The following is a 24,244-nucleotide window of genomic DNA, read 5'->3' as shown; positions in this document are numbered from 1 at the left end:
AACGAACGGAACGAACCGAAATGCCACTGACATCGGGAGGATCAGTGAATGGTGCCGGATTGCACCGGCTCATTGGCTGCAGCGATCATCACGCCGGAAAGGGCGGCATAGGCGCTGAGCCAGGCCTGGCGGACATCGTCGGTGAAGTCGTCGCCCAATCCCTGCTCCAGCGTCCAGATCAACGTTTCGCCAACGACCGGATAATGCGCCTCGGTGACGCCGTAGCCGGTATGGCGGCGGGCGAGTTCCTTGACGGCGGGCATGACGGCATCGAGCGCATGCAGGCTGCCAACCACGACACCGAGGATGTGGATGAGCTTCTTTGCCTGCGGCGCGATATCTTCGGCAAACATCGGCCGAAGCGATGGATGCGTTTCGAACAGCCTGGTGTAGAAGATCAATCCCACCTTGTCGGCGATCGGCACCAGCTTGCGAAAGCTCGCTTGGATCGTGGCTACGGTTTCCTTTTCCATGTCGGTTTCCTTTAAAATTTCACGCTGAGATTGGCATGGACGGACTGGTCGTTCGCATCGGACGCAAACTGGCCACTATAGGAGAGGCCGAAGGTTGCCGCTGGCGTGACGGTGAAATCGAGGCCCGCCTCGATGACGGCTGCATCCCGCCGGATCGGAACACCGGCAACGGTGAAGATCGAACCGCCGTCGAAGGAGAGATCGGAGGTCGGCGTGGTATCACCAAAAGCGTGCTGCCAGCCGAGCATGCCCCTGGCGCTCAGCACCCCCGAAACCTGTGTCGATGCCCTGACGCCGAGCGTGGTGAAGGTCACGCCGCTATTGTCGTCGCGTCCGGCCAGCGCCGCCGCGCCGCCGCTTTCGTTAAAGCCATCGGTCGCAAGGTTGACATAGGCGAGATTGGCGAAGGGTTCGAAGGCAAGCGCGCCCACCGGCGTGTCGCCGGTCTCGATGCGATAGGCGAATTCACCGAAGGCTTGCGCCGTCTGTGCGCTGTAATCCGCATCCAACCTGTCGGAGAAGCCGGCAAAATCAACCGAGCGGCTCGTCTCCAGCTCATGCCAGGTATAAACCGTGCCCGCTCGGAAGGCGAGGTTGCCCCATTGCGTGCCGCCATAAAGGCCAAGCTGGTAATTGTCGCTGCTGCCCGAGGAGCGCCTGCTGTCACCCAGCTGGAAGGTCGAGCGGCTATAGCCGCCGAGCAGGCCGACGGTGACATCGGTGGAGAATTCATTGTCGGCGCCGACGACGAAGCCGCCGATATCGCGGTCGAACGCTGCGGCATTGCCGTCACCGTCGAACGCGCCCCAGGAACCGAAGCCGTGCATCCAGAGGCCGGTGTCGCCCTGTTTGCCCCGCTCCGCATCGCGCAGCCGGTCGAGTGCGGCCTCCCGAACGAAGCGATCGTCTTCGAGCAGGACGCCCTTGGCCGAGGCGTGGATTTCGCCCGAAAGCGCATCGAAGGCGTCGAGGGCCGAAGCCGTGTCGAACTGGATGATCGCATCAGCGATGGCATTGTCGGTGCTCTCGATGCCGGCGCCGGCAGCCTTCTGGTTGCGCGTGACGCCGACGGAGGCGAAGGTGGCCGCACTGCGGTCGATGTCGAGATAGACATTGTTGAGATCGGTGGACAGGCCAAACCGCAGGAAGGGCAGAGATGTTGCGGCCGAGGCGCCGTCGAAGGCGCCGGTGATGCCGCCCGCAGCCGTCAGGATCGTATAGTGGCTGTTCAGAACGAAACCGCCTGCCGGTTTGACAACCTCGACCGAGCCGCCGCTCAGCGTTGCCGTTCCAGTCGCCGCGATCAGGTCGGACTGGCTCGTGCCTGCCACTTCGACCTGATAGGTGGAGCCCGTCATAAACGTAACGTCGCCGTTGACATTCAGCGTGCCGATGGAATTACCCGGTCCCACTGTGCCGCCGGCATTTGCGACGATACCGCCGACAGTGCCGGTGCCGCCGAGAACGCCGCCGAAAACCGTGACGATCGAGCCCGCCAGCGAACCGTTTACCGCAAGCCGCCCGCCATGCACGTTGGTGGCCCCAACGAAGGTGCCGGAGGTTCCAGTGATATTGGTGTTGCCGGCCAGCTGATTGATCGTGCCGGAACCATCGAAGATCGATCCGAAATCATAGGCCGCTTCCGTGTGATTGAAGTTGACGGTGCCGCCTGCGCCGATGCGGACCAGCGGGGCGTTGACGATGCCCGCTCCGGCTGCAGGGCCTCCGGCCGCGCCGCCGATATTGAGCGTGCCAGTTGAGCCCGCGTTATGGGAAACGACCAAGGTGCTGGCGGAAGCCTCGCCGCCGTTCGAGAGTGTCAGCACACCCGTGCCGTCTTTGCCGACCATCAGATCGCTGCTGCTCGTCCAGGACGAACCGGGGCCATCGACGATACCGGTTCCGGTCACGTCTGCGGCTAAGCCGAGAATACCGAACATATCGGTGACGAGGCCACCATTGGTGATCGTCAGCGTACCGCCGCTTGAGTTGCCGATAGCCGTGGTGCCATCGGTTATCCATGTCGATCCGGCGCCATCGACATTTACCGCGCCGGAGCTGGCGCCTCCGCCGCCAACCGTGCCAGTAGCACCATGCACCAAGCCACCATTGGTGATCGTCAGGCTGCCATTGCCACCGACGCCGACGCCGAGGCCGCCGCCGACCGTCCATGTCGAACCGGTGCCATCGACCCGTATGGTACCGGTTGCACCGGCAAGAAGGCCGAGATCGGCGCCGGCGGTGATCAGCGCTCCGCCGTTGGAAACCTGCAGGTGACCAATGCCGGAAACGCCGACGCCGAAGGACGTCGTAGTTGTCCAGGTGGAACCGGCGCCATCGACGATCGCAGTGCCGATGCCGCTAGGGTCGCCGCCGATCGATGCATTGTCGTCGAAAACCTTGCCGCCGTTGCTGATTATTAGGCTGCCTGCGCCCTCACTGCCGACAGTCAGGTCGCCGCTGTTCGTCCATGTCGAGCCCGCTCCATCGACAATGGCTTTGCCGACCGAGCCGCCGTTGTAGGCTATAAAGCTGTCGACGTCTTTGACCGAGCCACCATTGGTGATCGTCAGCGTTCCCTCTCCATAGACGCCGATCAGGACAGAGGCGGTGCTAGACCAGAGTGAACCGGCCCCTGTCACGACGATTGTGCCCCTGGCTTCCGAGTTGCCGCCAACGAAGCCGTAGCTGTTGTTGACGAAGCCGCCATTCGAAATGGTGAGCTCGGCCTTGCCGGCATGGCCGACCTCCAGGTAGTCCATGCTCGACCATTCCGAGCCGGCGCCATCGACCGTGACGGTTGCGTAGGATTCGGCGCTCCTGGCCATGGTGCTTTTGATAGACTCGACACGACCGCCGTTCACGACGAAAAGGCTGCCATTGCCGGACGCGCCGACTGTGAGATCGCCGCTGTTCGTCCAGGTCGAGCCCGCCCCTCCGACGGTCGCCGTGCCGTTGCCGAGCGCGTCATTACCCACGATGCCGCTGGCGTTACTGACCACACCGCCGCTCGAGATCGTCAGCGCGCCTGTGCCCTTGTCGCCGACGGTGAGATCGCCGCTGTTCGCCCAGGTCGAACCCAGCCCGCCGACGGTCACCGTGCCGTTGGAGCCCGTCTGTGCCCCAATAATTCCGGCTGCGTTAGTGGCCGAACCGGTGCCGTAGATGGTCAACGAGCCGATGCCAAAGTTGCCGATCGTCAGATCCGCACTGTTGGTCCATGTCGCACCCGCGCCGGCGATGCCTGCCATGCCAACGGATCCGACGAGGTTACCCAGGACGGCGTTGTTGCTGCTCAGCGTGCCGGTGTTCTGGATCCACAGCCTACCGGTCGCGCTGTCGCCGACGACGATGGTGTCCGCATGGGCCGAAGCACCATCGATTGTCGCAATCGGCGAGTTCGAATTGACCGTGGCATCATCGCTCGCTGTCGGAACAGCGCCAGTGTTCCAGTTTCCGATCGTGAACCAATCATTGGAGGAGGCTCCCGTCCAATCGGCCGCCGACGCATTTCCCGAAAGCGCGCCTCCGACCAAGGCCGTCGAACTCATTGCCAGCGCCATCAAACGCGCCGTTCCGCGACCCCTGAATTTATTCCCGTGCATCCGAATCCCCAGTATGACAATGGCTTAGTTGACTGTGAGCAGCCATGTCATTGGTTGTGGGGATTGTCTTGGACCAGACCGCACCACAATTGGACTGGATTACACAACGGGAATTTTCCGGGATTTTGTGGTCTTCCGGCCACCGGACACGGCGCCTCCAAACGACCTCATGGTCTTGCAGACCGCTGTTTCGCGCTCTTCGGCGATTGCGGCAAACCCCGGCCGGTCGGCGCGCCGCGCAAGTACGATTTGATGACGATAATCTACGTCCCGCCGGTTGCCGGATGCGACCGACAGGACGTCGGAGGTTACGTGTTCAATTGGCCGCGTCGGCAGGCTTCCGTTTGTAGACGTGAATGTAATCGACGAGCAGAATGGAAGGGTTCGGCGTCTCGTCGATCGGCCAGCCCGAGCCGAGCGCCAGGTTCACCAGCGGATAGAACGGCATGTGGAACTCCTTCGGCGTGTCGAAGCTCCAGATGAACTGACGGTCGAGATAGAAGCTCGTCTTGTCGGGTTGGATATCGACGCCGTAGGTATGATATTCGCTGTTCAAAATTCCGTCCTGAACGGTTTGCCAGTGGCCGCCGGTGGAGTTCTGGCCGCCCTGGGCTTGACGCCAGACATGAAAGCCCATGCTGAACTCGTAGGGCGCGCGTCCATAATATTCGAGGACATCGATCTCGGCGGTATATTTCGACCGGTCGAGCCCGATGAGCCAGAAGGCCGGCCAGACCCCCTTGCCCGGCGGCAGCTTCATCCGCGCTTCGAAATAGCCGAATTGCTGGGAAAAACCTTCGCCCTTCGGGTTCACCGCCGACAACAGGCCCGAGCGCCAGGTTCCATCGGCCTCCTTGCGCGCTTCGATCTTCAGAATTCCCTGATCTGTCGTAAACGGAAAGCCGGGAGCCGGATCCGTAAAGCGGGCATCGCCGAAATCGCCGTTCCAAGGTGTATGGGCGATCCACCGTGAGCTTTTCTCTCCCCAGGCCGAGACGTCCAGACTGTCGAAATTCTCTTCGAACGTCAGCTGATACGCATTCATGTTGATCGGTTCCTGGGCGACGCTGGGCCGGCCGGGCAATGCGCCCAGACCGAGGACGATGAGCAAACCCAAGCCCTTGGAAGATATTCCGTAACGCATTCCACTTCTCCGAAAACGCCAAACCAATCGTTGGACTGCACCTGTCTCGATCATGAGGTGAGGACACCGTTTCGTCGCGGCATGAGCCTTTGGACGACGATGGTCTCGATACCGTCGGGCCTTCCCAGGATCTGCCACATCAGCAGCGCGAAGACCCAGAAGATTGCCGCACCCGTCCCGCCGCAAAGCGCGAGCCCAACGATCAGGTTGAGACCGGTAGGCATGGCGGCCAGCATCGGCTCCGCCCAGAACAGGAAAAGGATCATCGGCAGGCTCGCGACCAGCGGCCGGCAATAGGCATTCAGCTGCGCGGCAAAACTCGCGCCGATCAGCCGCCGCGTGATGACGAGCGATACGGCATAGGCGACGAGCACCGCGATGATCCGCGCGCCGAGCGCCCCCGCCACCTGAAAATAGGCGATGCCGAGGATGGTGACCGGCACTCTGACGGCGAACTCGGCAAACATCCTGAGCGCCAGGGAGCGGGTATTGTCCAGAACCATGGCCAATGCCGGCATGATGTTGGTGGGAAGACCAAGCAGGCTGACGAGGCAGAGCCACTGCAGGATCGGCGCCGCCGACGCCCATTTCTCGCCGACGAGGATACGCACCGTCGGCTCGGCGAGCATGGCGAGCGCGATGAGAATGGGCGCCGCGACGAAGGTGATCGCATTCGTCGCCTTCAGATAGGCAGCGACCAGATTGCGGCGGTCTTCGACGGTGGAGAATGCCGCCATCAGCGGGCGCAGCAACGGTCCGACGAAGGTCTGGTATGGAATGCCGGCAATATTGTCGGCGACGCTATAGGCGCCGAATGTCGAAAGGCCGCTGAACCGCGGCAGCAGCAGCCGGTCCAGTTGCCAGTTGACCGAATTCAGCACCTGCGACACGGTGTTCCAGCTGATCATGTCCTGAAAACGCTTCCACTCGGAAAGGCTGAAGGCCGGCCGCATCGGCGCGAAGACGTAGGAGGTGATCATCGCGGCAGTCGGTCCCGCGACCGCCCCGATCGCCAGCCCCCAATAGCTGCCGGTTGTCGCGGCCACTCCAACCCCAAACAGCAATGTCGATCCCTTGGTGATGAGATCGAGCGCGAATTCGCGTTTGAAATCGAAATGCTGCATGAAGAGGACCATGCGCGGACTGATCATGCTGCGCATGGCGGGCGCGATCGAGAGAACGGCGACAAGGGCAAAAAGCCTGTTATCGTCATAGATTAAGGCCATCGGCCAGGAGATGAAGATCATCAAGAGGCCGATGGCCGCCCCCCGAAGCAGGCTGAGGGTGAAGGCTGTGGCAAACATCTCGTCCGAAGGCGACGGCTGGCGCATCAGCGCCTGCGTCAGCGGCAGGTCCAGGACCGCCTCGACGATGACGAGGACCGAGGTCGCAATGGCGACCAGGCCAAAATCCGCAGGGCTCAGAAGCCTTGCCAGGACAAGAAGGCTGACGAAATCAAGCATCCGCGCCAGGAACTTTCCGCTGATCGTCCAGATGCTCGCCGTCGCCGTCCTCTGAGATACGCTTGACATGATCTGCTATCATTCCTCGTCGGCAGTTTGAGACGGTTTCGGTCGCGGCAGCGGGTGGCTCCGCCCCTGCCCGTCAGCCCGGCCGTCTTCTGAAGACGTCGGCCGACCGGTCGCCATGATGGGACAATTGTTGCTCGATAAGGCCGGCCAGACTGTCGCGGAACACGGCGGAGGAGAATTTCAGCGCGTGCGCGCGGATTGCCTGCGGATCGATATCGTCCTCGACCTCCTCGAATGCCGCCATCGTTTCCAGCAGCGCTTCTGTGGTCTGCTGGGCGAAACGGAAGCCGACATGCGGCGAGGAAACGGTTTCCCTGGCGCCGCCGGCGTCGAAAGCCAGCACCGGCCGCCCTGATGCCATGACTTCCACCGGCAGGATGCCGAAATCCTCGATGCCGGGAAACAGCAGCGCGCGGCACCGCGACAGGTGGTCGCGCAGAACGTTGAAGGGCTGATGGCCGAGAAACTCAACGGTCGGTCCGGCGATCGACTTCAGATAGGGCAACTGTTCTCCCTCGCCGATCACGACCAGCTTCCGGCCGGCCTCGGTGCAGGCCCGAACGGCGATATCAGGCCGCTTGTAGGCGGTCAGTTGCCCCGCATAGAGGTAGAATTCGCCCTTCCCCTTCCCCACCACGAAATCGTCGGTCGCGACGGGCGGATGAATGACGACGGATTCTCGGTCGTAGAAACGGCGGATGCGGCTTGCGACATAGTCGGAATTAGCAACGAACATGTCGACCCGGGAGGCTGTGGTGACGTCCCAGGCACGCAGCATCGGCGCGGTGATCGACATCAGGGCGCGCCCTACCCAGGGAAGGCCATGCCGGTAGACATGGAATTGATCCCAGATGTAGCGCATCGGCGAATGGCAATAGCAGATATGAAGAGCATCGGCGCGCGTGATGATGCCCTTGGCGGGGCCGGATTCGCTCGACAGCACGAGATCGTAATCCTGCAGATCGAACTGCTCGAGCGCGAAGGGCATCAGCGGCAGCATCTTGGTATAGTGGCGCTGCGCACCGGGGATCTTCTGCAGGAAGGAGGTGTGAATGTTGCGCGTCTTCAGGAAATCGCTGATGCGATCCCGGTTGCAGACGAGGGTGAAGATGTCGGCCTGCGGAAACATGCGGCACAACTCTTCAACGACCTTCTCTCCGCCGCGCATCGAAACGAGCCAATAGTGCACGATCGCGACGCGAAGCTGCTTGCTGTCGCTTTGGCTTCCGGCCTCGGCGGCACGTCTTTTCGCCAGGACAGGCGCATCGGCGAGAAAGGCTCTCGCATCGGGAAGAGCGGTTGTTGCTTTAAAGGTCAACTGAATACTCCTTGTCTCGCCACACCATCTGTCAGCTCGGGAAACGCATTCGTCGAAAGCAGGCTGTAATATTCGGCAAGAAGCGCGTCGCGCCATTCCTCGTGTGTCGAGGCGAGATCCGGCGAATTCAGGAAGGCCCGCTCGCTCATGGCGCGGACCTCGTGCGCCGGCATTCGGCTGAATCTCGTCAAAGTATCGGCAAAGGCGCCTTCATCGGCCGTATCGCAGGCAAGCGCCATGCCGGCTCTTTCCATTTCCTCTGCCAGAAACGCGCTGCGCGACATGATGACCGGCAGGCCGCTTCTGGCCGCTTCGATCGCAACGAGACCGAATGGCTCGGGATAGCGCGACGGCATCAGCAGCGCACGCGCCTTGCGGATAATCGGGCCGATCTCGGCATGCGATTGCCAGCCGAGAGCCCTGACGTGATCTCCTGACGCAGCCACCATCGGCATCAGCGGTCCGTCGCCGATCACGCAGAGCCTGACGCCGGCTCTGCGGGTGGCGGCCACGGCGTCCTCCACGCCTTTCTCCTCGTCCAGCCGCCCGATGAAGACGAACTCGTCATTGGCCTCCGCCTCGATGCGCTCTATCGACAGGGGAGCGACGGGATTGCGGATCGTCGTCAGCCGTTCGGGCCTGTAGCCGGAGCCAACGAGGAAGCTTGCCATCTTCTCGTGCAGCAGGATAATCCGTCCGAAATCGGCCCGATCCTTCAGAAGCCTCAGGATATTGGAGCCGCGGGCGGCCCGCCACAATTTGTGCGAATAGCTTCTCTTGTCGCAGGCCGTTGCAATGCAGCTTCCGCCCAGCGGGCGCCGAAGGCAGATTTGCTGCGCCTGATAATCGAAAAAAGCGCCGTTGGGGCAGGCCGTGAAGAAATCATGTGCGTGAACCACGCATCGGCTGGCGACCGGCGCCAGCGCCCTGAAAATCGCAGGAGACAGGATCTGATGCCAGCCGTGCACGTGGTAGACGGTATTGGCCGTATCTTCTGCGGCAATCCAGTTCGCCATCATGCGGATGGCGGCGCCATTGTGGATGCCCGTCACGAAGGCCTTCGCGCGCTCGGCGCTGAGCAGGTCGCGGCTGTTCAGCCCGACCATGGAGACCCCGAGCGCGGCAAGCTCCGCATTGGCCGCGTCATCCCCGCAAATATAGGTCACGGGGATGTCGAGGCCGCGAAACAGCTTGGCCGACAGCACGGCCAGCGCCGTCGCGCCGCCTCTTGCCGTCGAGTAGTCGTCGATGATGACCACGCGATCGATCTTTGTCCCACCGAAGCCAGGAAAGCGGCTGACATTTGCGGCGGATCGGAGGGCCTCGGGCAGCGATGGGGGCATCACTTCACCGAGATCGCGCCGTTGGCGCAAGCCTCCAGCGCCTTGCGGTTGAGAATGCGGATCTTGCCCTGCCCCCCGTCGATGATCTTGCTTTCCCGCAGCCGTCGCAGGCACTGATTGACCTTCTCGCGGGACGCCGGCAGCGTGGCGGCCAGGTCGTTTTGCGAAATGATCAGTTCGTTCCCGTTGTTTGCCGCATCTTTTGCATAGACGGCGGAGAGCCGCAGCAGCGTGCTGGCCAGCCTCGCCTGCAGGGTCGACGCGGCACTGGCAATGATCCGCAGCTCAAGCTCGGAAATGCGCGCCAGCGCCCGCGAGAAGACCTTTTCCCGAAAGGAGGGATCGCTAGCGTACATATCGCGCAGCAGCCGGCCTTCGAAAAAATGCAGCTCACAATTGGAAGCCGCCCGGTATTCGAGGTTCAAGGTCTGCCTGCGCAAGACCTCGAGCTCGCCGATAAGGCCTGATTTCGGAATGATCTCGACGATGAATTCCCGGCCGTCGGGCAGCATCGTGCTTGCGCTGACCAATCCCGAATGCACGCGCGCGAAAGTATCGACGAGGACGCCGGCCCCGGCAATGACCTCGCCGCGGCGGAAACGCCGGACGCTCGAGCGGCAGGAAAGGAATTCGTCGTCGATGACGATGCGGCTGTTGAGATGAATGCCGCCAGCGGAAATTCCCGCTTTGCCGATGCCGGACCTACGATCCGATACGTGTGTTGCCCCATCCATGCGCATGACTCCCAGTACTGGAATGACCATAGGTTATGCTGCACTGCATCATTTATATTGCCTTAATATAGGAGTCAAATAACATCACAGAGAGATAGCGTAAATATCAAGTTTACATTTAGTTGAAGAACAAAAAATACATCATTAGACGAACTCAAAACCTCGGAGAGATCGAACAATGATCGTATCATGCGGGAGAGCTGCTCATTAATAAGTCTTGATGAGCTAAAAAGCAGCAATAATCAAAATGATGACATCAAAATTATAGATGAATTTCCGCGAATTAATCACCTCTAAGTAGGTTAGATCGTTGATTGAAAAGAAAAGAAGGACAGTAGGAGTAATCAGATTTCTCTTGTGCGGCTTAGTATCATAAAGAAATAATTAAGGATTATGACCTTGGTAACAGACAACCAGGGTGCGGCGCAGCAAAGTTTGAACGGTTCTTGACCGATTGTTTTGGAGACCACCGATGACATGGGAAGCACATAGTTTCGAGGGCTGGTCGCGCGTCGGAAGCTCCGCGAAAGGCGGCGATCTCCATTCGTCGCGGCCGCGTGCGGCAGGCAGATCATTCAAACGGGCGATGGACATTTTTGTCGCGATCATCGCCCTGATCCTGCTTGCCCCGCTTCTGCTGCTCGTCGCCTTGATCGTGAAGTTCTCCGATCGCGGCCCGGTCTTCTATTCCCATACCCGCGTCGGCGTCGGCGGCGCACCGTTCGGATGCCTCAAATTCCGTACCATGAAGACCGATGCGAGCGCACAGCTTGCCGAATTGCTGCGAAACAACCCGGCTGCGCGCAGCGAATGGGAAGAAACGCGTAAGTTGAAGGACGATCCGAGGATCACGGCCGTCGGTGATATCCTGAGGCGATCGAGCATCGACGAGCTTCCTCAGCTGATCAATATCGTGCGCGGCGAAATGAGCCTTGTCGGCCCCCGGCCGGTCACCGTCGAGGAATTGCCCCGTTACGGCGAGCATATGTGGGCCTACATGGCCGTCCGCCCGGGCCTGACCGGTCACTGGCAGACCAGCGGACGCAATGACGTCAGCTACGAGTACCGGGTCTCCCTCGACGCTCACTATGTCAGCAACTGGTCGCTCGCTCGGGACTTCGTCATCCTTGCGAAGACCATTCCCGCTCTGTTTTCACAGCGCGGCTCTTACTGAGCCCCAAGGGGAGAGAGCTGCCGATCATGGCTGAAATCGGAAGTTTGGCTACTCCCCCCGTCCCCTCCAAGCTGCCAATGCCTGGTCACTCGACACCGGGTTATTCCGCAATCTCGCCATTTTGGATTAGGACGACATGACCTCAAGCACGATCTTCAGCGGCGTTTCCCCGATATCCCTGCCTCCGGCAACCAACGGCGGAGGCAATTCGCCGCTGACCCTGCGGGATATGCTCTTCTTTCTCAGAATGCGCTGGCTGTGGATCGTGGTGACGACCATGGTCTTCCTCGCAATGGCTGCATGCTACCTGCTGACCGCGGTGCCGACTTTCGTCGCAAGCACACAACTTGTGATTTTTCCCCAGGTGAGTGGTTCTGAAGCGCAGAGGGCCTTCGCGGAAGACGCCTTCATAGAAGGACAGCTTGAGATCGCCAGATCCAGCGACGTCATCGGCCAAACGGTCAGGGTGCTCGATCTCGATAGCGATCCCGAGTTCGTCGATCAGCAGCCTTCGCTGCAGGACAGGGCGAAGAATTGGCTGATGGGGACTTCTTCGCAGGTGGATACGGCCCCGCAGGAGACAACAGGCAAGGGAACGCGCGGCGCGCAGCCGCAGACGGAGGAGGAGCGGCTGCAGGACTGGGCGATCGCCACGCTGCTGAACATGATCGAAATACGCCGGATCGGGAGTTCGACGATCATCGAGATATCGGCCGCGGCATCAACCCCTCAGAGGGCCGTCGACATCGCGGATACGCTCGCCAGGCAATATATCCAGAAGAATATCGCCATGAAGGCCGATGCCTCCCGGCAATACAGCGACTGGCTGGAAAAATTCATCAAGGAACAACAGCGCGGACTGGCCGATTCCGCCAGTGCCTTGAGCACCTTCACCAGCAATCCGCGCGACCAGTTCAAGCTTGCGGAGTTGCAGAGCGCGACGGACGCCCGCCGCACCCTTTATGAAAGCACCTTGACCCAGCTGACGGAAGCCAAGCAGCGCATAACCTATCCCGTGTCCGACGCCACGATCGTCTCGCGGGCGACGCTGCCGCTCTCGAAGGCAAGACCGCGCAGCACGCTCATCATCGCCTTTGCGGGGGCCGTTGGCCTCGGCGTCGGCCTGGGGCTTGCCATCATAAGGCACGCCGGCGACCGCCGGATCATTCGGCCCCATCAGATCGCGGAAACCAATGGACTGCCCTTCGTCACTTTGTTGTCGAGGTCGATGAAAGCCCGGAACGGGCACCCCGCGCGTTTCCTCGCCGCCGGTACAGGCAGCAGCACAGCCGCCTACCCCGTTATTCCCGGCATGGCGGAACTCAGCGCCACGGTCGTCGGCCTGCGGCGCAAACGCCGGGTCGTCATCGGTGTCGTCGCCGTCGATCCCGGCAGCGGAGCATCGTCCATAGCTTGCGAACTCGCGGTTCTCTCGTCGATATCAGGGGCGCACACGCTACTGATTGATGCGGCTGCGCAGAAATCCTCGCTGAGCAAATCGATCGCCCCTAACAGTTCCATGGGCCTCGTCGATGTTCTCGACAATGGCGAGCTGATCCAGACGGCCGCATTGCCGCTCACCCCGACGCTGAAATTCCTCCCGCTCGGCAAGGTCGAAGCGGTGACGCCGGCCATTCGCCTGAGCTCCCGCCGCACGCAGTTGAGCTTCGCCGAACTGAAGAAGGAATTCGACGCCATATTCGTCGACATCTCCGCCTTCTCCACCTCGCCTGATGCCAATGCCATTGCACCGGAGCTGGACGGCGTCCTCGTGGTCACCTCGCATGGGCGCACCTCGATCGACGATACCACCCGCGTCATCGAGACCATGCGTAACGTCGGCGCCGAAATTCTCGGCGCAATCATCAACCATGCACCGAAGAGCATGCAGTCATGACATCACCTTCGGCAGTAGCAACCAGCCAGGGCGGCTCGAGCGGGCCGGCGCCGGTTCCTTGCGGCCCGGAAGCCATAGTGGGGCGCGCAGGCCGCCCGCTGAGAATTGCCGTGGGGATCGCTTCGGCGGGCCGCGCTGGGATACTGCGGGAGACAGTCGATTATCTCGTCGGCCTGCCGGAGCAGCCGGAACGGCTTATCGTCTGCGTGCCCGCGGTCGACGATGCTGCCGGGCTCGCCAATCGCGGCGACGTGGAAATCATCGTCGGCAGCCGCGGCCTGACCTCCCAGCGCAACAGGATCATCCAGGCGGCCGCGGCCGATACGGATATCCTGATCTTCCTGGACGACGATTTCATTCCGGCCGCGACCTTCCTGCCACGGATGGCGAGCGTCTTTGCTGCGAGACCCGAGGTCGTGATCGCCACGGGCGAAGTCCTCGCCGACGGTGTCCTCGACGGCGGCCTCACCATGTCGCAAGCGCTGCAGGTTCTCGAAGCTGCCGGCGAAACGGCCGAGCAGGTGAGCGATGTCTACAACGCTTACGGATGCAACATGGCGGTCCGCCTTTCGCCCGTTGTCGAGCACGCGGTGAGCTTTGACGAACAGCTGCCGCTCTACGGCTGGCTCGAGGATGTCGATTTCAGCCGGGCCATTGCCCGCTACGGCAGGTCCGTGCGCGTTGAAGGCGCCCGCGGCGTGCATCTCGGCGTCAGATCCGGACGCCAGCCCGGCCGAAGGCTCGGCTATTCGCAGGTTGCCAATCCCGCCTACCTGATCCGCAAGGGCACGATGTCGAAGGGCCGCGCAATCGCGCAGATCGGCCGCAACATCCTGGCGAACGCGTCGGGCGTCCTGTCCAACGACAGTATGATCGACCGGTGGGGACGTCTGAACGGCAATTTGCTGGCGCTGTCCGATCTTCTCGTCGGCCGCGCCTCTCCGTCCCGCATTCTCGAATTCGCCAATCCCCTGCCGCGCGAAACGCCTTCGCCATCGATCGCAACGAAACGGAGATAGACCAATGCAGCGCACCTCCTTGTCGGATCGCCTCATCTCAGCGGCACTTGCCGTGCTGGCACTCGCCTGCATGGCCGGCTGGAGCGTCGCCCACGCGCAGACATTCTCGCTGGTTCCGGAAGACAAGGTAAGACTGCGCGTCGTCGAATGGCGGTCATCGGATTCCCGTTATGCCAGCTGGGAAGCTCTCGACGGTGTCTATACTATCGACGACGCCGGCAATCTCTCGATCCCGATCGCCGGCCACGTGCAGGCAACCGGAAAGACGACCGAAGAGCTCGCCGATGCCATCGCCAGCGCGCTGAGCCAGCAGGCGCAGCTTCCGGGCAAGCCGTACATTGCCCTGGAGATCGCCGAACACGCGCCGATCTTCGTGACCGGAACTGTCCAGACGCCGGGACGCTATCCTTTTGAACCCAGCATGACCGTCATGAAAGCAGTCAGTATTGCCGGCGGTTTCCTGCGGGAGCGCGAGGATAACACCTACTTCGAGCGCGACCGGATCCAGGCTGCCGGCGCCTACCGAACGGCCGTTCTCAACCGGCGCGATCTCCTGATGCGCCAGGCGCGCCTGCGCGCCGAGATTGCCGGCGAGCAGAGTTTCGAGATCCCTGCCGAACTCGCCGGCGCACCCGATGTGGACAAGCTGAAGGCGCAGGAATTGAACCTGATGCGGCTGCGGCGCGTCGATATCGACAGCCAGGTCGAAGCGGCGAACGACTTGACCCGTCTCTATGGACAGCAGGTCGAATCGCTCACGGCCAAGATCAGCACGCAAAAGCGGCAAATCGATCTTGCCCAGAAGGAACTGGACAACGTCAACAGCCTGGTGAGCAAGGGCCTGGTCAGCAACTCCCGTCAGGTCTCGGTCGATCGCTGGGTCGCGGATGCTCAAGGTACCCTGATTGATCTCGAAGTAGCCCTGACCACGGCTCGCCAGGGTCTCAGCGAAGCCGATCGCTCCAAGATCAACATCGTCAACAGACAGAACAGCGAAAACCAGGAGCTGCTGAACCAGGTCAATCTCGCAATCGGCAGGGCGGCAATCGATATCCAGGTGGCCCAGCTTCTGGGCGAGCAGGCGGGCTACGACGCTCAACTCGCCGAGATCCATGCGGAGACGCCGGGTGTCGGCAAAGCGCAGAAGAACTACAGGATCGTCCGTCGCAATGATGACGGAACCTCCCGCACCATCGTGGCGGACGAACAAACCGCATTGCTGCCGCATGATCTGGTCGAGGTCGGCTTGGACACCGCCCTTCAGACATCGCCGTCCCAGCCGCAGTTGCCGAGCCCGCAGCAAAAGCAGAGCTCGACAGCCGCTTCGTCTGATGTGGCTGGAGACAACCGGCCGGCTGCCGGCTGGGCACCCCAGACGGGATCGAATTAGGAGCCTGTTGTGATCATCAACGACAGTGGGCGGCTTTCGCCCAGGGCGACGCGTCGAGAGGTGCATGCCGGTCTTCGGCAAAAGCCATGCTTCGGCGGCCCTCTAGGATCGGGATCGGAAGCATGTCGCTAGAACCGATCGGTTTCATCACTTTGCTGCTTGGCGTGCTCTGCATGGTCAACGGCGCCCGCTTCGCCATCGTGGTCCTTTGCCTGTTGACGCTGCTGGGCGCCGCGGCGGCTCTGCAGCTGCCCGCGCTTGGCGGCAGCAGCATCCAGCCGAGCCATCTTCTGGTGCTCTTTCTGGTCGCGGCCGTCTTGTTGCGCCCGGTTCAGACGCAGGCCGCGCTCGCGAGCCTCGCCTATCCGGGTCCCGGTTTCTGGTTTGCCGCCTATATCCTGTTTTCCGTGGTGTCGTCTTTCTTCCTGCCCCGCATCTTTGCAGGCGCGACCCTCGTCTATTCCTCCGCACGAGACCCCTCGGGCATGATGTCGACGGTGGCCGCTCCGCTCGCTCCCGGCTCATCCAATCTCAGCCAGTCCGTCTATCTGCTTGGCGACCTCGCCTGCTTTGCCATCGTCGCCGGGCTTGCGAGACTGGGATACACCCGTTTCATCGCGCAACAGCTGATCATAGCCTCGATCGTATGTTTCGCCTTCGCGCTTGCCGATTGGGGAACGTTCCTGACCGGCCAGTCGCAGCTGCTCGATATCATCAGAAATGCGAACTATACGATGCATACGGCCGAGGCGATCCACGGCTTCAAGCGCATCGTCGGCCCCTTTCCCGAGGCGAGCATGTACGGCGCCGTCGCATTGGCCTATTTCTGCTTCACCCTCATGCTTTGGCTGGAGCGCGTTCACAGCCGCATGGCCGGGCTTGCCACTCTCTTTATCGGCCCGACGATCGTCCTGTGCACATCGACAACTGCCTATGTCGCAGGCGTCTTCGCCGTCTGCATGTTCATGCTGTTCTGCCTGAAACGGCTGATCCGCGGCCCGACCGCCGCCTCGCATGTGACGTTCCTGGTGATCACGCTGTTCCTGATCCCCTGCGCCATCGTCGCCCTCAGCCTTGTCCCCGATGCATGGGATTCCGTCGCCGGTCTCGTCAATACCACCGTATCGGATAAGCTTCAGTCGCAATCCGGCGAAGAGCGCACCGCCTGGAACACGCTGGCATTGATCGCCTTCGTCGATACAGCCACCTTCGGCGCCGGGCTCGGCACGGTCCGGGCCTCAAGTTTCATCGCGGCGTTGCTGTCCAATGTCGGATTGACCGGAACCCTTCTCTTCGCCGCCTTCCTGTATAGCCTTGTGAGAGCATCCGGCCGGCGCATAACCGGCGATCGCCAGAGGCACGCGATCGGAAACGCCGCTGTCATGGCATCCATCGCGCAGATCGGTTCGGCGGCGATCTCGGGAAGCGGTACTGATCTCGGCCTGCTGTTCAGCACCACCGCCGGTCTGGCGGCGGGCTGCCTAGCCGGCCCTTACATCGTGCGGCATCCGGTCACCCGAACGCTCGCGAACAGGCGTCCACCGGAGGCATCGGCATCTCTTGCGAGAACGCCGATGTTTGCAACGCGATGACCGGCGCCCCGAACCTCCGTCTTGGCGAGAGGCCGTGGCAATCCGCCGCCGCGCCTCCACCCGAGACACATCCTTCGATGTCAGCTCTGCTGACGCTCACTCGCGGTAGGGACGTTATCTGTGCCGGAGCTGTTTTCCCGCAGCCTGGCGCTGCGCCGCGCAAATCCCGACAGGAAGACGCCCGCGACATAGCCGATTTCCATGAGCACGAGGATAGCAATGCCGGAAAGCGATGCCGTGATCACGGAAGACCCGTCGACGAAAGCCACGCTGCCGAGGCCGATTGCCACAAGGAATGCGAATATCGCGAAGGCCCATGCCCGGATGGAAGTGCCGGCAGCGATCGAAACCAGTGCGGCTACCAGTGTGATGATCAGCATGACAATCCTCCTTCCCTCTGCATTCCGACCGCGGTCCGCGCAAGGGTCTTCCTGCCGCGGAACAAGAGAGCGAAACACAGCCCCGAGACAGGCAAGGCACTCTTCATGGCGAATATCTCGACAATGATACACCCAAAAGCCGCAGGCAGCCCAACGCTGTTCCATCCAACGGGCAGGCCTGCCACCCTCAATATATACTGGACTGGACCGTCATACGACAGGTCCGCCGGCTCAATCAACAACTGTTCCCTCGACCTGGAAGACAACAACGGTTCAGTCCTGTTGCAGGCAACCGGAAGGGTGATGACATGAACAATCAATGCGTGGTCTACGTCACGGACGTCGAGTATTCGTTTCCGACTATTCTATCGGCGCTTCAGGCTCGCAAATTCGCAAGCCCTGCAACCGATGTCTGCGTCCTCATGTCGGAACGTCTGGACAATTTCGAAGAGCTGAAAGCACTGCTTGCGGCAAGCAGGGTCGATCTGATCGATGCGACCGAAGCGCTGCAGGACTCGCTCGGCAAGCTCGACGGTTCGCATTTTCAAGGCCGCATCAGTGTCAGCACAATGGCCAAGCTGGTCCTCTGCGAAGTTCTGCCTGCCAACTACACCCAGATCATCTACCTCGATGGGGACACTCAGATCGTCAGCGATCTCGGCGCCTTCGAAAGCGCCTGGGTTCCCGAGGGCAGGTTTTTCGCGGCGCGGGATTATACGGCGATCCACGACTTTCTCGACACGGGAAAGGACAGCCACTATTTCAACGCGGGAGTGCTGAAGTTCCATCGCAACGGCTGGATCGGACAGGAGGCGCTTGAGCTTTTTGCCAGAAATCCCGAAGCATGCGAGGGCAAACATGATCAGGGCGCATTGAACTACGTCTGCGGCGCCTCGCTCATCCTCGTTTCGAACCGCTGGAATTTTCCCAAGCAGTTCCTTCACCTCGTGAACATGTCGTCCTTGTCGATCGTCCATTACATGGCGCATCCGAAGCCGTGGCATGGATCTTTCTTTCCGTGGACCGACACGGAAAGCCAGGTCTATGTCGACCTGCGCAAAGCGCACCCGATCTACAACTCGCTGTATCGCGGAATAAGCTTCGATCGTAAGGTGCTGTATAAATACCGGTCGATACGAGCGCGCATCCGCCACGCCATTGAGAATGGCGGACCCAATCCGCGGGTCCAGAGCCTGCTGGTCGGCGACTATGCTGTATGATGATGCATTGTTGGTTCGACCTGAGATGAGCAATAGCGCTTCCGCCGCCAGTATCTCCCATTACGTCAAAGCCCGATTTCGCCGCTCCCTCAAGGCCCGGCAGCTTCGCTATGACCTGTTGCGCAGCGGGCTCAAGCAGGCCCGTCACGTCCTCATTTGCGTGATCCGCGACGAAGGGCACCGGCTGGCATTTTTCCTGCAATATTATCGTGATCTCGGCTTCGAGCACTTCATCTGCATCGACAACGGCTCGACGGACGGCACCATAGAATTGCTGTCGGGTTTTGACGACGTCTCCCTGGTTTCGGCTCATGGATCCTACAAGGCGGCGAGATTTGGAAACGACTGGATCAACGAGGTCATCAACCGCCACTGCCGGGAAAAATGGGTCCTCTATGTCGATGCGGACGAGTTCCTGGTCTATCCGCACTGCGACATCAGGCCGATCGATCAACTGACCGCCTACATCGAATCCATGGGCGGCCACTCCCTCCGCTCGGTCATGATCGACATGTACAGCCCGCACCCCGTTCTCGAAAACATATGTGAACCCGGTCGCAATCCGCTCGAGGTCTGCAATCTCTTCGACCGATCCGGTTATGTCGCGCATTTCGACAAACGCAATTGGACGATATGGATCAAGGGCGGTGTTCGCGGGCGCGTCTATTTCCGCGACCGGCTCTGGGACGGTCCGGCGCTCAACAAGATACCGCTGGTCTACGTGTCCGGCGAACGTCTGTTTCTCAAGTCGTCGCACCAGGTCTGGCCGCTTTCCCTGAATTTGGGCGAGATGCGCGGAGCGCCCGGCGTATCCGGCGCCCTCCTGCATTTCAAGTTCCTATCGACCTTCGTTCACAAGGTCGCTGATGCAGCGCACCGGGCCCAACATACCGAGGAATATACCGTTTATTCCTCGAGTAAAGACATCGATCACTTCGTCTATGACGATACCGGCACCTACAGAAGCTGGAAGGACCTGTCCGATCACGGACTGATCCAGGGTGAAGGATGGAAATATTGGAAGAATGCCTCGGAGAGCGAAGTCTAAGGCATGCAGCCCCGAAGCCGGCACCCGTTGGCGATATCTTAGAGCGCCGGTTTGAGTTCCAATCCGTTTCCTCGCGCATTCGACTTTGTCGCCATTAAACACGAAACCCGCCATGCGGCGGGCTTCGGAAAAAATTCCCTATTCCATTTTGCCTTTATCGGGGCGGTGCCTCAAGCCTCGCCCTCGGCATAAGCTTCCAGCGCCTTGCGATTGAGAATGCGGATCTTGCCCTGCGCCCCGTCGACCACCTTGTCCTCGCGCAAGCGCCGCAAGCACTGGTTCACCTTTTCACGCGATGCCGGCAGTGTCGCGGCAAGGTCATGTTGGGAGATGGTGAGCTCGTCGCCGCTATTCTGCGCATCCATCCTGTACACGGCGGAAAGGCGCAGCAGCGTCCGGGCCAATCTCTGCCTCAAATTCGACCCCGCGTTGGAAATCAGACGCAGTTCGAGTTCGGAAACACGCGCCAGCGCCTTCGACAGGATTTTCACCTGAAATTGCGGATTGTTTGCACATAACTCCCGCAGCGAGCGACCGTCGAAGAAATGCAGTTCGCAGTCCGACGAGGCCCGATATTCGAGGCTGAGAGACTGCTTGCGCAGCACCTCCAGCTCTCCGATCAAGCCGCCCTTCGGAATGATTTCGACGATGAACTCACGGCCATCGGGCAAGGGCGTGCTCGCAGTCACCATTCCGCGCTGCACGCGGGCGAACATGTCGATGAGGACACCGGCACCGGCAATGACTTCACCACGGCGAAACTTCCGAACACTCGATCGGGAAAACGGGAACTCGTGATCCAAATCCGCTCTGCCACCGTATTGAACAGCAGATCCGCAAGTAACCCCGTCGCCTATTCGCGCGGTGTTTCTTCCAGTCCTGTTGTCCCTGATGCTAATTACCCCGTCCATACGCGAAACTCCACGCAGACTAATTGGCTGATTGCGGTCGGCAGCATTCGTAATATGTTAATTTAGAAAGTCAAATAGTAATAAAATAAAAATTTCGTGTTTAAACTATACCTAATTATGACGATTGCTCATATTTATATATAATGGAAATCATATTGAATTCTACGAATCAAAGCCATTTTTGGGGTAATCGACGATACCTATACAAAAACATGAGCTTAGTCGCTCAAAACATAAATTATTAAGGACAAGAAAAACACAAAACAACAAAATGTATACAAGTATTATTTAATACATTTTCCGACAATCAAACGCATCATTTCAAATATACACAAATTTACTTCACCTCACAAAGAATTTATCCTCCAATATGACCGTGGTCACAGACATTAGACCTGCATTAAAACAAGCTTTAGCTGTGATTTCTGCGATTGGTTGACGGAGACGCGGGTGGCGGGAGAAAATCAGAGTATGAACGTTAGCAAACCTTGGCAGGATCTCGCCAAGGCCCGACAGGAAAGGCGTCCGTTCAATTCGTCGCAATCCCACGCGATCAGCAGAATGCTAAAGCGCGCATTGGACATTATCGTTGCTGCAGGCCTTTTATGCCTGCTGTCCCCGTTCCTTCTGACGGTGGCAGCCATCATCACGCTATGTGATCGGGGACCCCTTTTCAATTTCCATATTCGGGTCGGTTATAAGGGAAAAGAGTTTGGTTGCCTCAGGTTCCGCACGGTAAATGCCGATGCAACGCCCAACCCGCATGTGACTGTCATCGGCGATATTCTGGGACGATCGGGCCTCGACAAGCTTCCGCAATTGATCAACGTGCTGCTCGGTCAAATGAGCCTCGTCGGACCACGCGCCATTACGAAGGAAGAATTGCCGCGTTACGGCGAGCATGCCCATGCCTACATGACCGTCCGTCCCGGCCTTACGGGCCATTGGCGGACCGGTGGGCGCAATGACGCCAGCTATCAGAACAGACTTGCCCTCGACGCCGAGTACCTATCCAACTGGACGCTCGCATGGGACTTCCAGATCATGGCGAAAACACTCTCCGCCCTGCTTTCCCGGCAGGCGCTGTTGCCCAGGCTGGACTCCTAGGCACCTCTCACAGCACAACACCTTTTTGGCAGGGATGCCAATCACGGTCTGCCGCATATCCGCGCTGCCCTAGAGCAACTCCAGCAAAAGTGCGCAGCGGTTTTGCGTCCGGAATTGCGTAAAAACAAAGAGATAGAGCATGTCCGTGATTCGAAGAACAACGGACATGCTCTAGTGATCATCTCATCCGTGAGGACGCTTGCCGCTCACTTGCGAACGGTCGTCGACTCGACCACATTCCTTTTCCGGCGCTTTTGAATGTGACCCCACAAGGAAAAGGCAAACAGGCCGGCCAGATAACATATTTCCATCAGGACAAGCACTTCGAGGCAGGAAGCGAGCGTTTCTTTCAGCGAAGAGCCATTCAGCAGGATCACGATGCCCAAGGCCGTGACCACCAGAAATGCAAAGACCGCAAAGGCCCAGGCGCGAATGGTCGCTCCGGCGGCGATGGAGACGGCAACCACGACGAGCACGCTCTTGAGCATTACGACCCCTCTCTTCACACCTCGTTCAAGCTGCCGCAGTCTCGACGACACGACAAAACCCGAAGTCGAAACGAAGTTCGATCGAAGTATTTTATCCGTTATTGTTAAAATATCGCTAATACCCCGCAAACAAGTCGACCGAAGCACGCCTGGGAATATTCGACTATTCATCGGGTGAAGGAGCGCGATCGTCGAAAATGAGGAAATACAGGGAAGCCGCGGCCGGAAGATTTATCTGTTGCAGGCTTATACAGGAGCCGAAGATGCGGCCACGGCGGTCTCCCGCCGAGCCGGACTTTCGTTTGTTGCTCCTGAAAAAGATAAGCATGAGCATAGGCTTACGCGATCAGCGTACAGACGCTCTCCGGACCGCATCGCAGGCTCGGCATCGGTCTCACGTACGGAGCAACCGGCATGCATCAACGAAACAGGGCTCGCCACGACGGCGAGCCCTGCGGATCTCTTTATCGGTTAAGCACCTGCGATTGAGTTGCGACCCTCGCCCACAGGGACAGTACCGGCCACGCACGACCGGAATCACCGGCCGCGTCAGAAAGCCTATTTCGAGACCGCGCCGGCCAATTCCCTTTTTGCCCCGCGCTGAAGGCTGAGATTTTCGAGCCAGGTGACTTGCTTGCGCAGTTTCAACGCCGGCTTTTCGATGAATCTCCAGGAAAAGGCGGCAAAGCAGGCAGCGATGATGCTGCAGATGATGCCGTTCAACCACCAATTATGCGCCCAAGGCCCGAGTGCCACGAACGCCTGCTGGATCGGATAGCCATAAAGGAAGACGCCATAGGAATAGTCGGCGCCGCGCAGGATGCTGAGCTTCGGCGGTGAGGTCAGACCGAGGAAGACCGTGACATACCCTATTGCAGGAATGGCAATGAAATCCCCGAAGGACGTGAACCAATAGGCGCCCAGGATAACTGCCACGGAGGCGAGGAAAATTCTGAGGTCCCACAGAACCTTGTCCTTGTAGAGATAGAAGGTCACCCCCGCCAGGAAAGCGCAAATGAGAAGATTGCCCGATGCGGTCGTCGGCATGACGCCCCAATCACTTTCGTGCTTCCAATATCGTGCAATGGCAAAGCCTATGATCAATGTCGGCGTTGCGATGAGGGCGATGACGCGCCGCCTGACCACGCCGAGCATGAAGAGAGCGGCGATCACCATGTAGCATTCGAGCTCGAAGGGCACCGTCCAGAGCTGCCCGTTCACCATCGCCGCGTCGGGATTGTCCATGAAGACGCCCGGGAGATTATAATGAATGTGCCCGCTGACATTCATCAGATATGAAAAGAACTGCGGGTCGGTGAAGTAGTCACGCAGGTCATACTCTGTATAGATCGCTCCGAGTATAAAGGCAGCCAGCAATACCTCGACGGTAAGTGCAGGATAGATCCGGATAAATCGGTTACCCAGGAAAGAGATCAATGTCTTCGATCGCTCGAGACTGCCGGCCACCAGGAACCCGCTCAGGACAAAGAACATGGGCAGGACGGACTTCAGCAAAGGACGAAGGGGCGACTCCCAGAGAAACAGATCATCGCCGTAGGTGACGCGGGCCGTATGTATCCAAAGCACTGAAAAGGCTAACAATAATCGCATATAATCGAAACCTGTCGGCCGCCCGTTCGCTAGATCAAGCTTTTCCCCGAGAACCATCTGTGCCCCTTTCAGAAATATTGACGCGATATGGAATGGCAGACTGCCGCCGCAGAGCGGCCGTCGCACCATTGCCGCATCGGGGACGCGTGTCAGTGACCAGAGGTACATCAGTTAAAAATTGAACGAGAGCGCCTCTCCCGAAGATGATGGTCGGGATGAGATCGAGGCGATCGAGCATCATATTGGATGAGGACACTC

General features: G+C 59.8%; 18 protein-coding genes and 1 pseudogene. 8 read left to right on the top strand and 11 right to left on the bottom strand.

The features are described from left to right. Positions 1–41: 41 nt before the first annotated feature. From EFQ99_RS23375 to EFQ99_RS23345, 7 genes are all read right to left on the bottom strand, one after another. Positions 42–473, bottom strand: a complete 432-nt coding sequence (locus EFQ99_RS23375) for a globin family protein (RefSeq protein ID WP_126923596.1) — start codon at positions 471–473, stop codon at positions 42–44. An 11-nt stretch (positions 474–484) separates the two neighbouring features. Further along, a complete protein-coding gene (locus EFQ99_RS23370; RefSeq protein WP_245441566.1) occupies positions 485–4,024 on the bottom strand; it encodes an autotransporter domain-containing protein in 3,540 nt (1,179 codons plus the stop codon). Positions 4,025–4,394: 370 nt separating this feature from the next. Further along, positions 4,395–5,222 carry a glycoside hydrolase family 16 protein gene (locus EFQ99_RS23365; RefSeq protein WP_126923594.1) on the bottom strand — a complete coding sequence of 276 codons (828 nt, stop codon included), beginning with the start codon at positions 5,220–5,222 and terminating at the stop codon, positions 4,395–4,397. Positions 5,223–5,272: 50 nt separating this feature from the next. After that, positions 5,273–6,754 carry a lipopolysaccharide biosynthesis protein gene (locus EFQ99_RS23360; RefSeq protein WP_126923593.1) on the bottom strand — a complete coding sequence of 494 codons (1,482 nt, stop codon included), beginning with the start codon at positions 6,752–6,754 and terminating at the stop codon, positions 5,273–5,275. A gap of 73 nt (positions 6,755–6,827) precedes the next feature. Further along, entirely contained in the window at positions 6,828–8,072 is a 1,245-nt protein-coding gene (locus tag EFQ99_RS23355; RefSeq protein WP_126923592.1) for a glycosyltransferase family 4 protein, read from the bottom strand. Then, positions 8,069–9,415 carry a glycosyltransferase family 4 protein gene (locus EFQ99_RS23350; RefSeq protein WP_126923591.1) on the bottom strand — a complete coding sequence of 449 codons (1,347 nt, stop codon included), beginning with the start codon at positions 9,413–9,415 and terminating at the stop codon, positions 8,069–8,071. Before EFQ99_RS23350 ends, EFQ99_RS23355 begins: the two co-directional genes overlap by 4 nt. Beyond that, positions 9,415–10,149, bottom strand: coding sequence for a Crp/Fnr family transcriptional regulator (locus EFQ99_RS23345; protein WP_126923590.1), 735 nt, complete (start codon positions 10,147–10,149; stop codon positions 9,415–9,417). Before EFQ99_RS23345 ends, EFQ99_RS23350 begins: the two co-directional genes overlap by 1 nt. 472 nt (positions 10,150–10,621) lie before the next feature. Between EFQ99_RS23345 and EFQ99_RS23340 the strand changes: the two genes are divergently transcribed. The 5 genes from EFQ99_RS23340 to EFQ99_RS23320 all read left to right on the top strand — a co-directional run bounded on the left by EFQ99_RS23340 (position 10,622) and on the right by EFQ99_RS23320 (position 17,221). Beyond that, entirely contained in the window at positions 10,622–11,323 is a 702-nt protein-coding gene (locus EFQ99_RS23340) for a sugar transferase (protein WP_126923589.1), read from the top strand. A gap of 136 nt (positions 11,324–11,459) precedes the next feature. Further along, the gene (locus tag EFQ99_RS23335) at positions 11,460–13,220 is read left to right on the top strand and encodes a GNVR domain-containing protein (protein WP_126923588.1); all 1,761 of its coding nucleotides are present in this window, start codon (positions 11,460–11,462) and stop codon (positions 13,218–13,220) included. Then, complete coding sequence (locus EFQ99_RS23330) at positions 13,217–14,239, top strand: glycosyltransferase family 2 protein (RefSeq protein WP_126923587.1); 1,023 nt, start codon at positions 13,217–13,219, stop codon at positions 14,237–14,239. The genes EFQ99_RS23335 and EFQ99_RS23330 overlap by 4 nt, the downstream gene beginning before the upstream one ends. A 4-nt stretch (positions 14,240–14,243) precedes the next feature. After that, positions 14,244–15,629, top strand: coding sequence for a polysaccharide biosynthesis/export family protein (locus EFQ99_RS23325; RefSeq protein ID WP_126923586.1), 1,386 nt, complete (start codon positions 14,244–14,246; stop codon positions 15,627–15,629). A gap of 122 nt (positions 15,630–15,751) precedes the next feature. Further along, a complete protein-coding gene (locus EFQ99_RS23320; protein WP_126923585.1) occupies positions 15,752–17,221 on the top strand; it encodes a hypothetical protein in 1,470 nt (489 codons plus the stop codon). An 80-nt stretch (positions 17,222–17,301) separates the two neighbouring features. Here the strand turns inward: EFQ99_RS23320 and EFQ99_RS23315 are convergent, their stop codons facing one another. After that, positions 17,302–17,601 carry a hypothetical protein gene (locus EFQ99_RS23315; protein WP_126923584.1) on the bottom strand — a complete coding sequence of 100 codons (300 nt, stop codon included), beginning with the start codon at positions 17,599–17,601 and terminating at the stop codon, positions 17,302–17,304. 308 nt (positions 17,602–17,909) lie between these two features. Between EFQ99_RS23315 and EFQ99_RS23305 the strand changes: the two genes are divergently transcribed. Together EFQ99_RS23305 and EFQ99_RS23300 are read left to right on the top strand one after the other, a co-directional pair. After that, the gene (locus tag EFQ99_RS23305; RefSeq protein WP_126923582.1) at positions 17,910–18,821 is read left to right on the top strand and encodes a glycosyltransferase family 8 protein; all 912 of its coding nucleotides are present in this window, start codon (positions 17,910–17,912) and stop codon (positions 18,819–18,821) included. Between the two features lie 25 nt (positions 18,822–18,846). After that, positions 18,847–19,869 (top strand): glycosyltransferase family 2 protein, encoded by a 1,023-nt coding sequence (locus EFQ99_RS23300; protein ID WP_126923581.1) that lies wholly within the window; start codon positions 18,847–18,849, stop codon positions 19,867–19,869. Between the two features lie 170 nt (positions 19,870–20,039). Here the strand turns inward: EFQ99_RS23300 and EFQ99_RS23295 are convergent, their stop codons facing one another. Next, the gene (locus EFQ99_RS23295) at positions 20,040–20,780 is read right to left on the bottom strand and encodes a Crp/Fnr family transcriptional regulator (RefSeq protein ID WP_126923580.1); all 741 of its coding nucleotides are present in this window, start codon (positions 20,778–20,780) and stop codon (positions 20,040–20,042) included. Positions 20,781–21,230: 450 nt separating this feature from the next. Between EFQ99_RS23295 and EFQ99_RS23290 the strand changes: the two genes are divergently transcribed. Further along, positions 21,231–21,887, top strand: coding sequence for a sugar transferase (locus EFQ99_RS23290; RefSeq protein ID WP_126923579.1), 657 nt, complete (start codon positions 21,231–21,233; stop codon positions 21,885–21,887). Between the two features lie 183 nt (positions 21,888–22,070). Here the strand turns inward: EFQ99_RS23290 and EFQ99_RS23285 are convergent. Then, a pseudogene (locus tag EFQ99_RS23285) lies at positions 22,071–22,375 on the bottom strand (hypothetical protein). A 558-nt stretch (positions 22,376–22,933) separates the two neighbouring features. Continuing rightward, positions 22,934–24,043, bottom strand: a complete 1,110-nt coding sequence (locus EFQ99_RS23280) for an acyltransferase family protein (protein ID WP_126923578.1) — start codon at positions 24,041–24,043, stop codon at positions 22,934–22,936. Positions 24,044–24,244 lie beyond the last annotated feature (201 nt).

This window comes from Rhizobium vallis (assembly GCF_003985155.1).
Classification (GTDB): Bacteria; Pseudomonadota; Alphaproteobacteria; order Rhizobiales; family Rhizobiaceae; genus Rhizobium; species Rhizobium vallis.
This window is presented reverse-complemented; position numbering and strand designations above follow the sequence as displayed.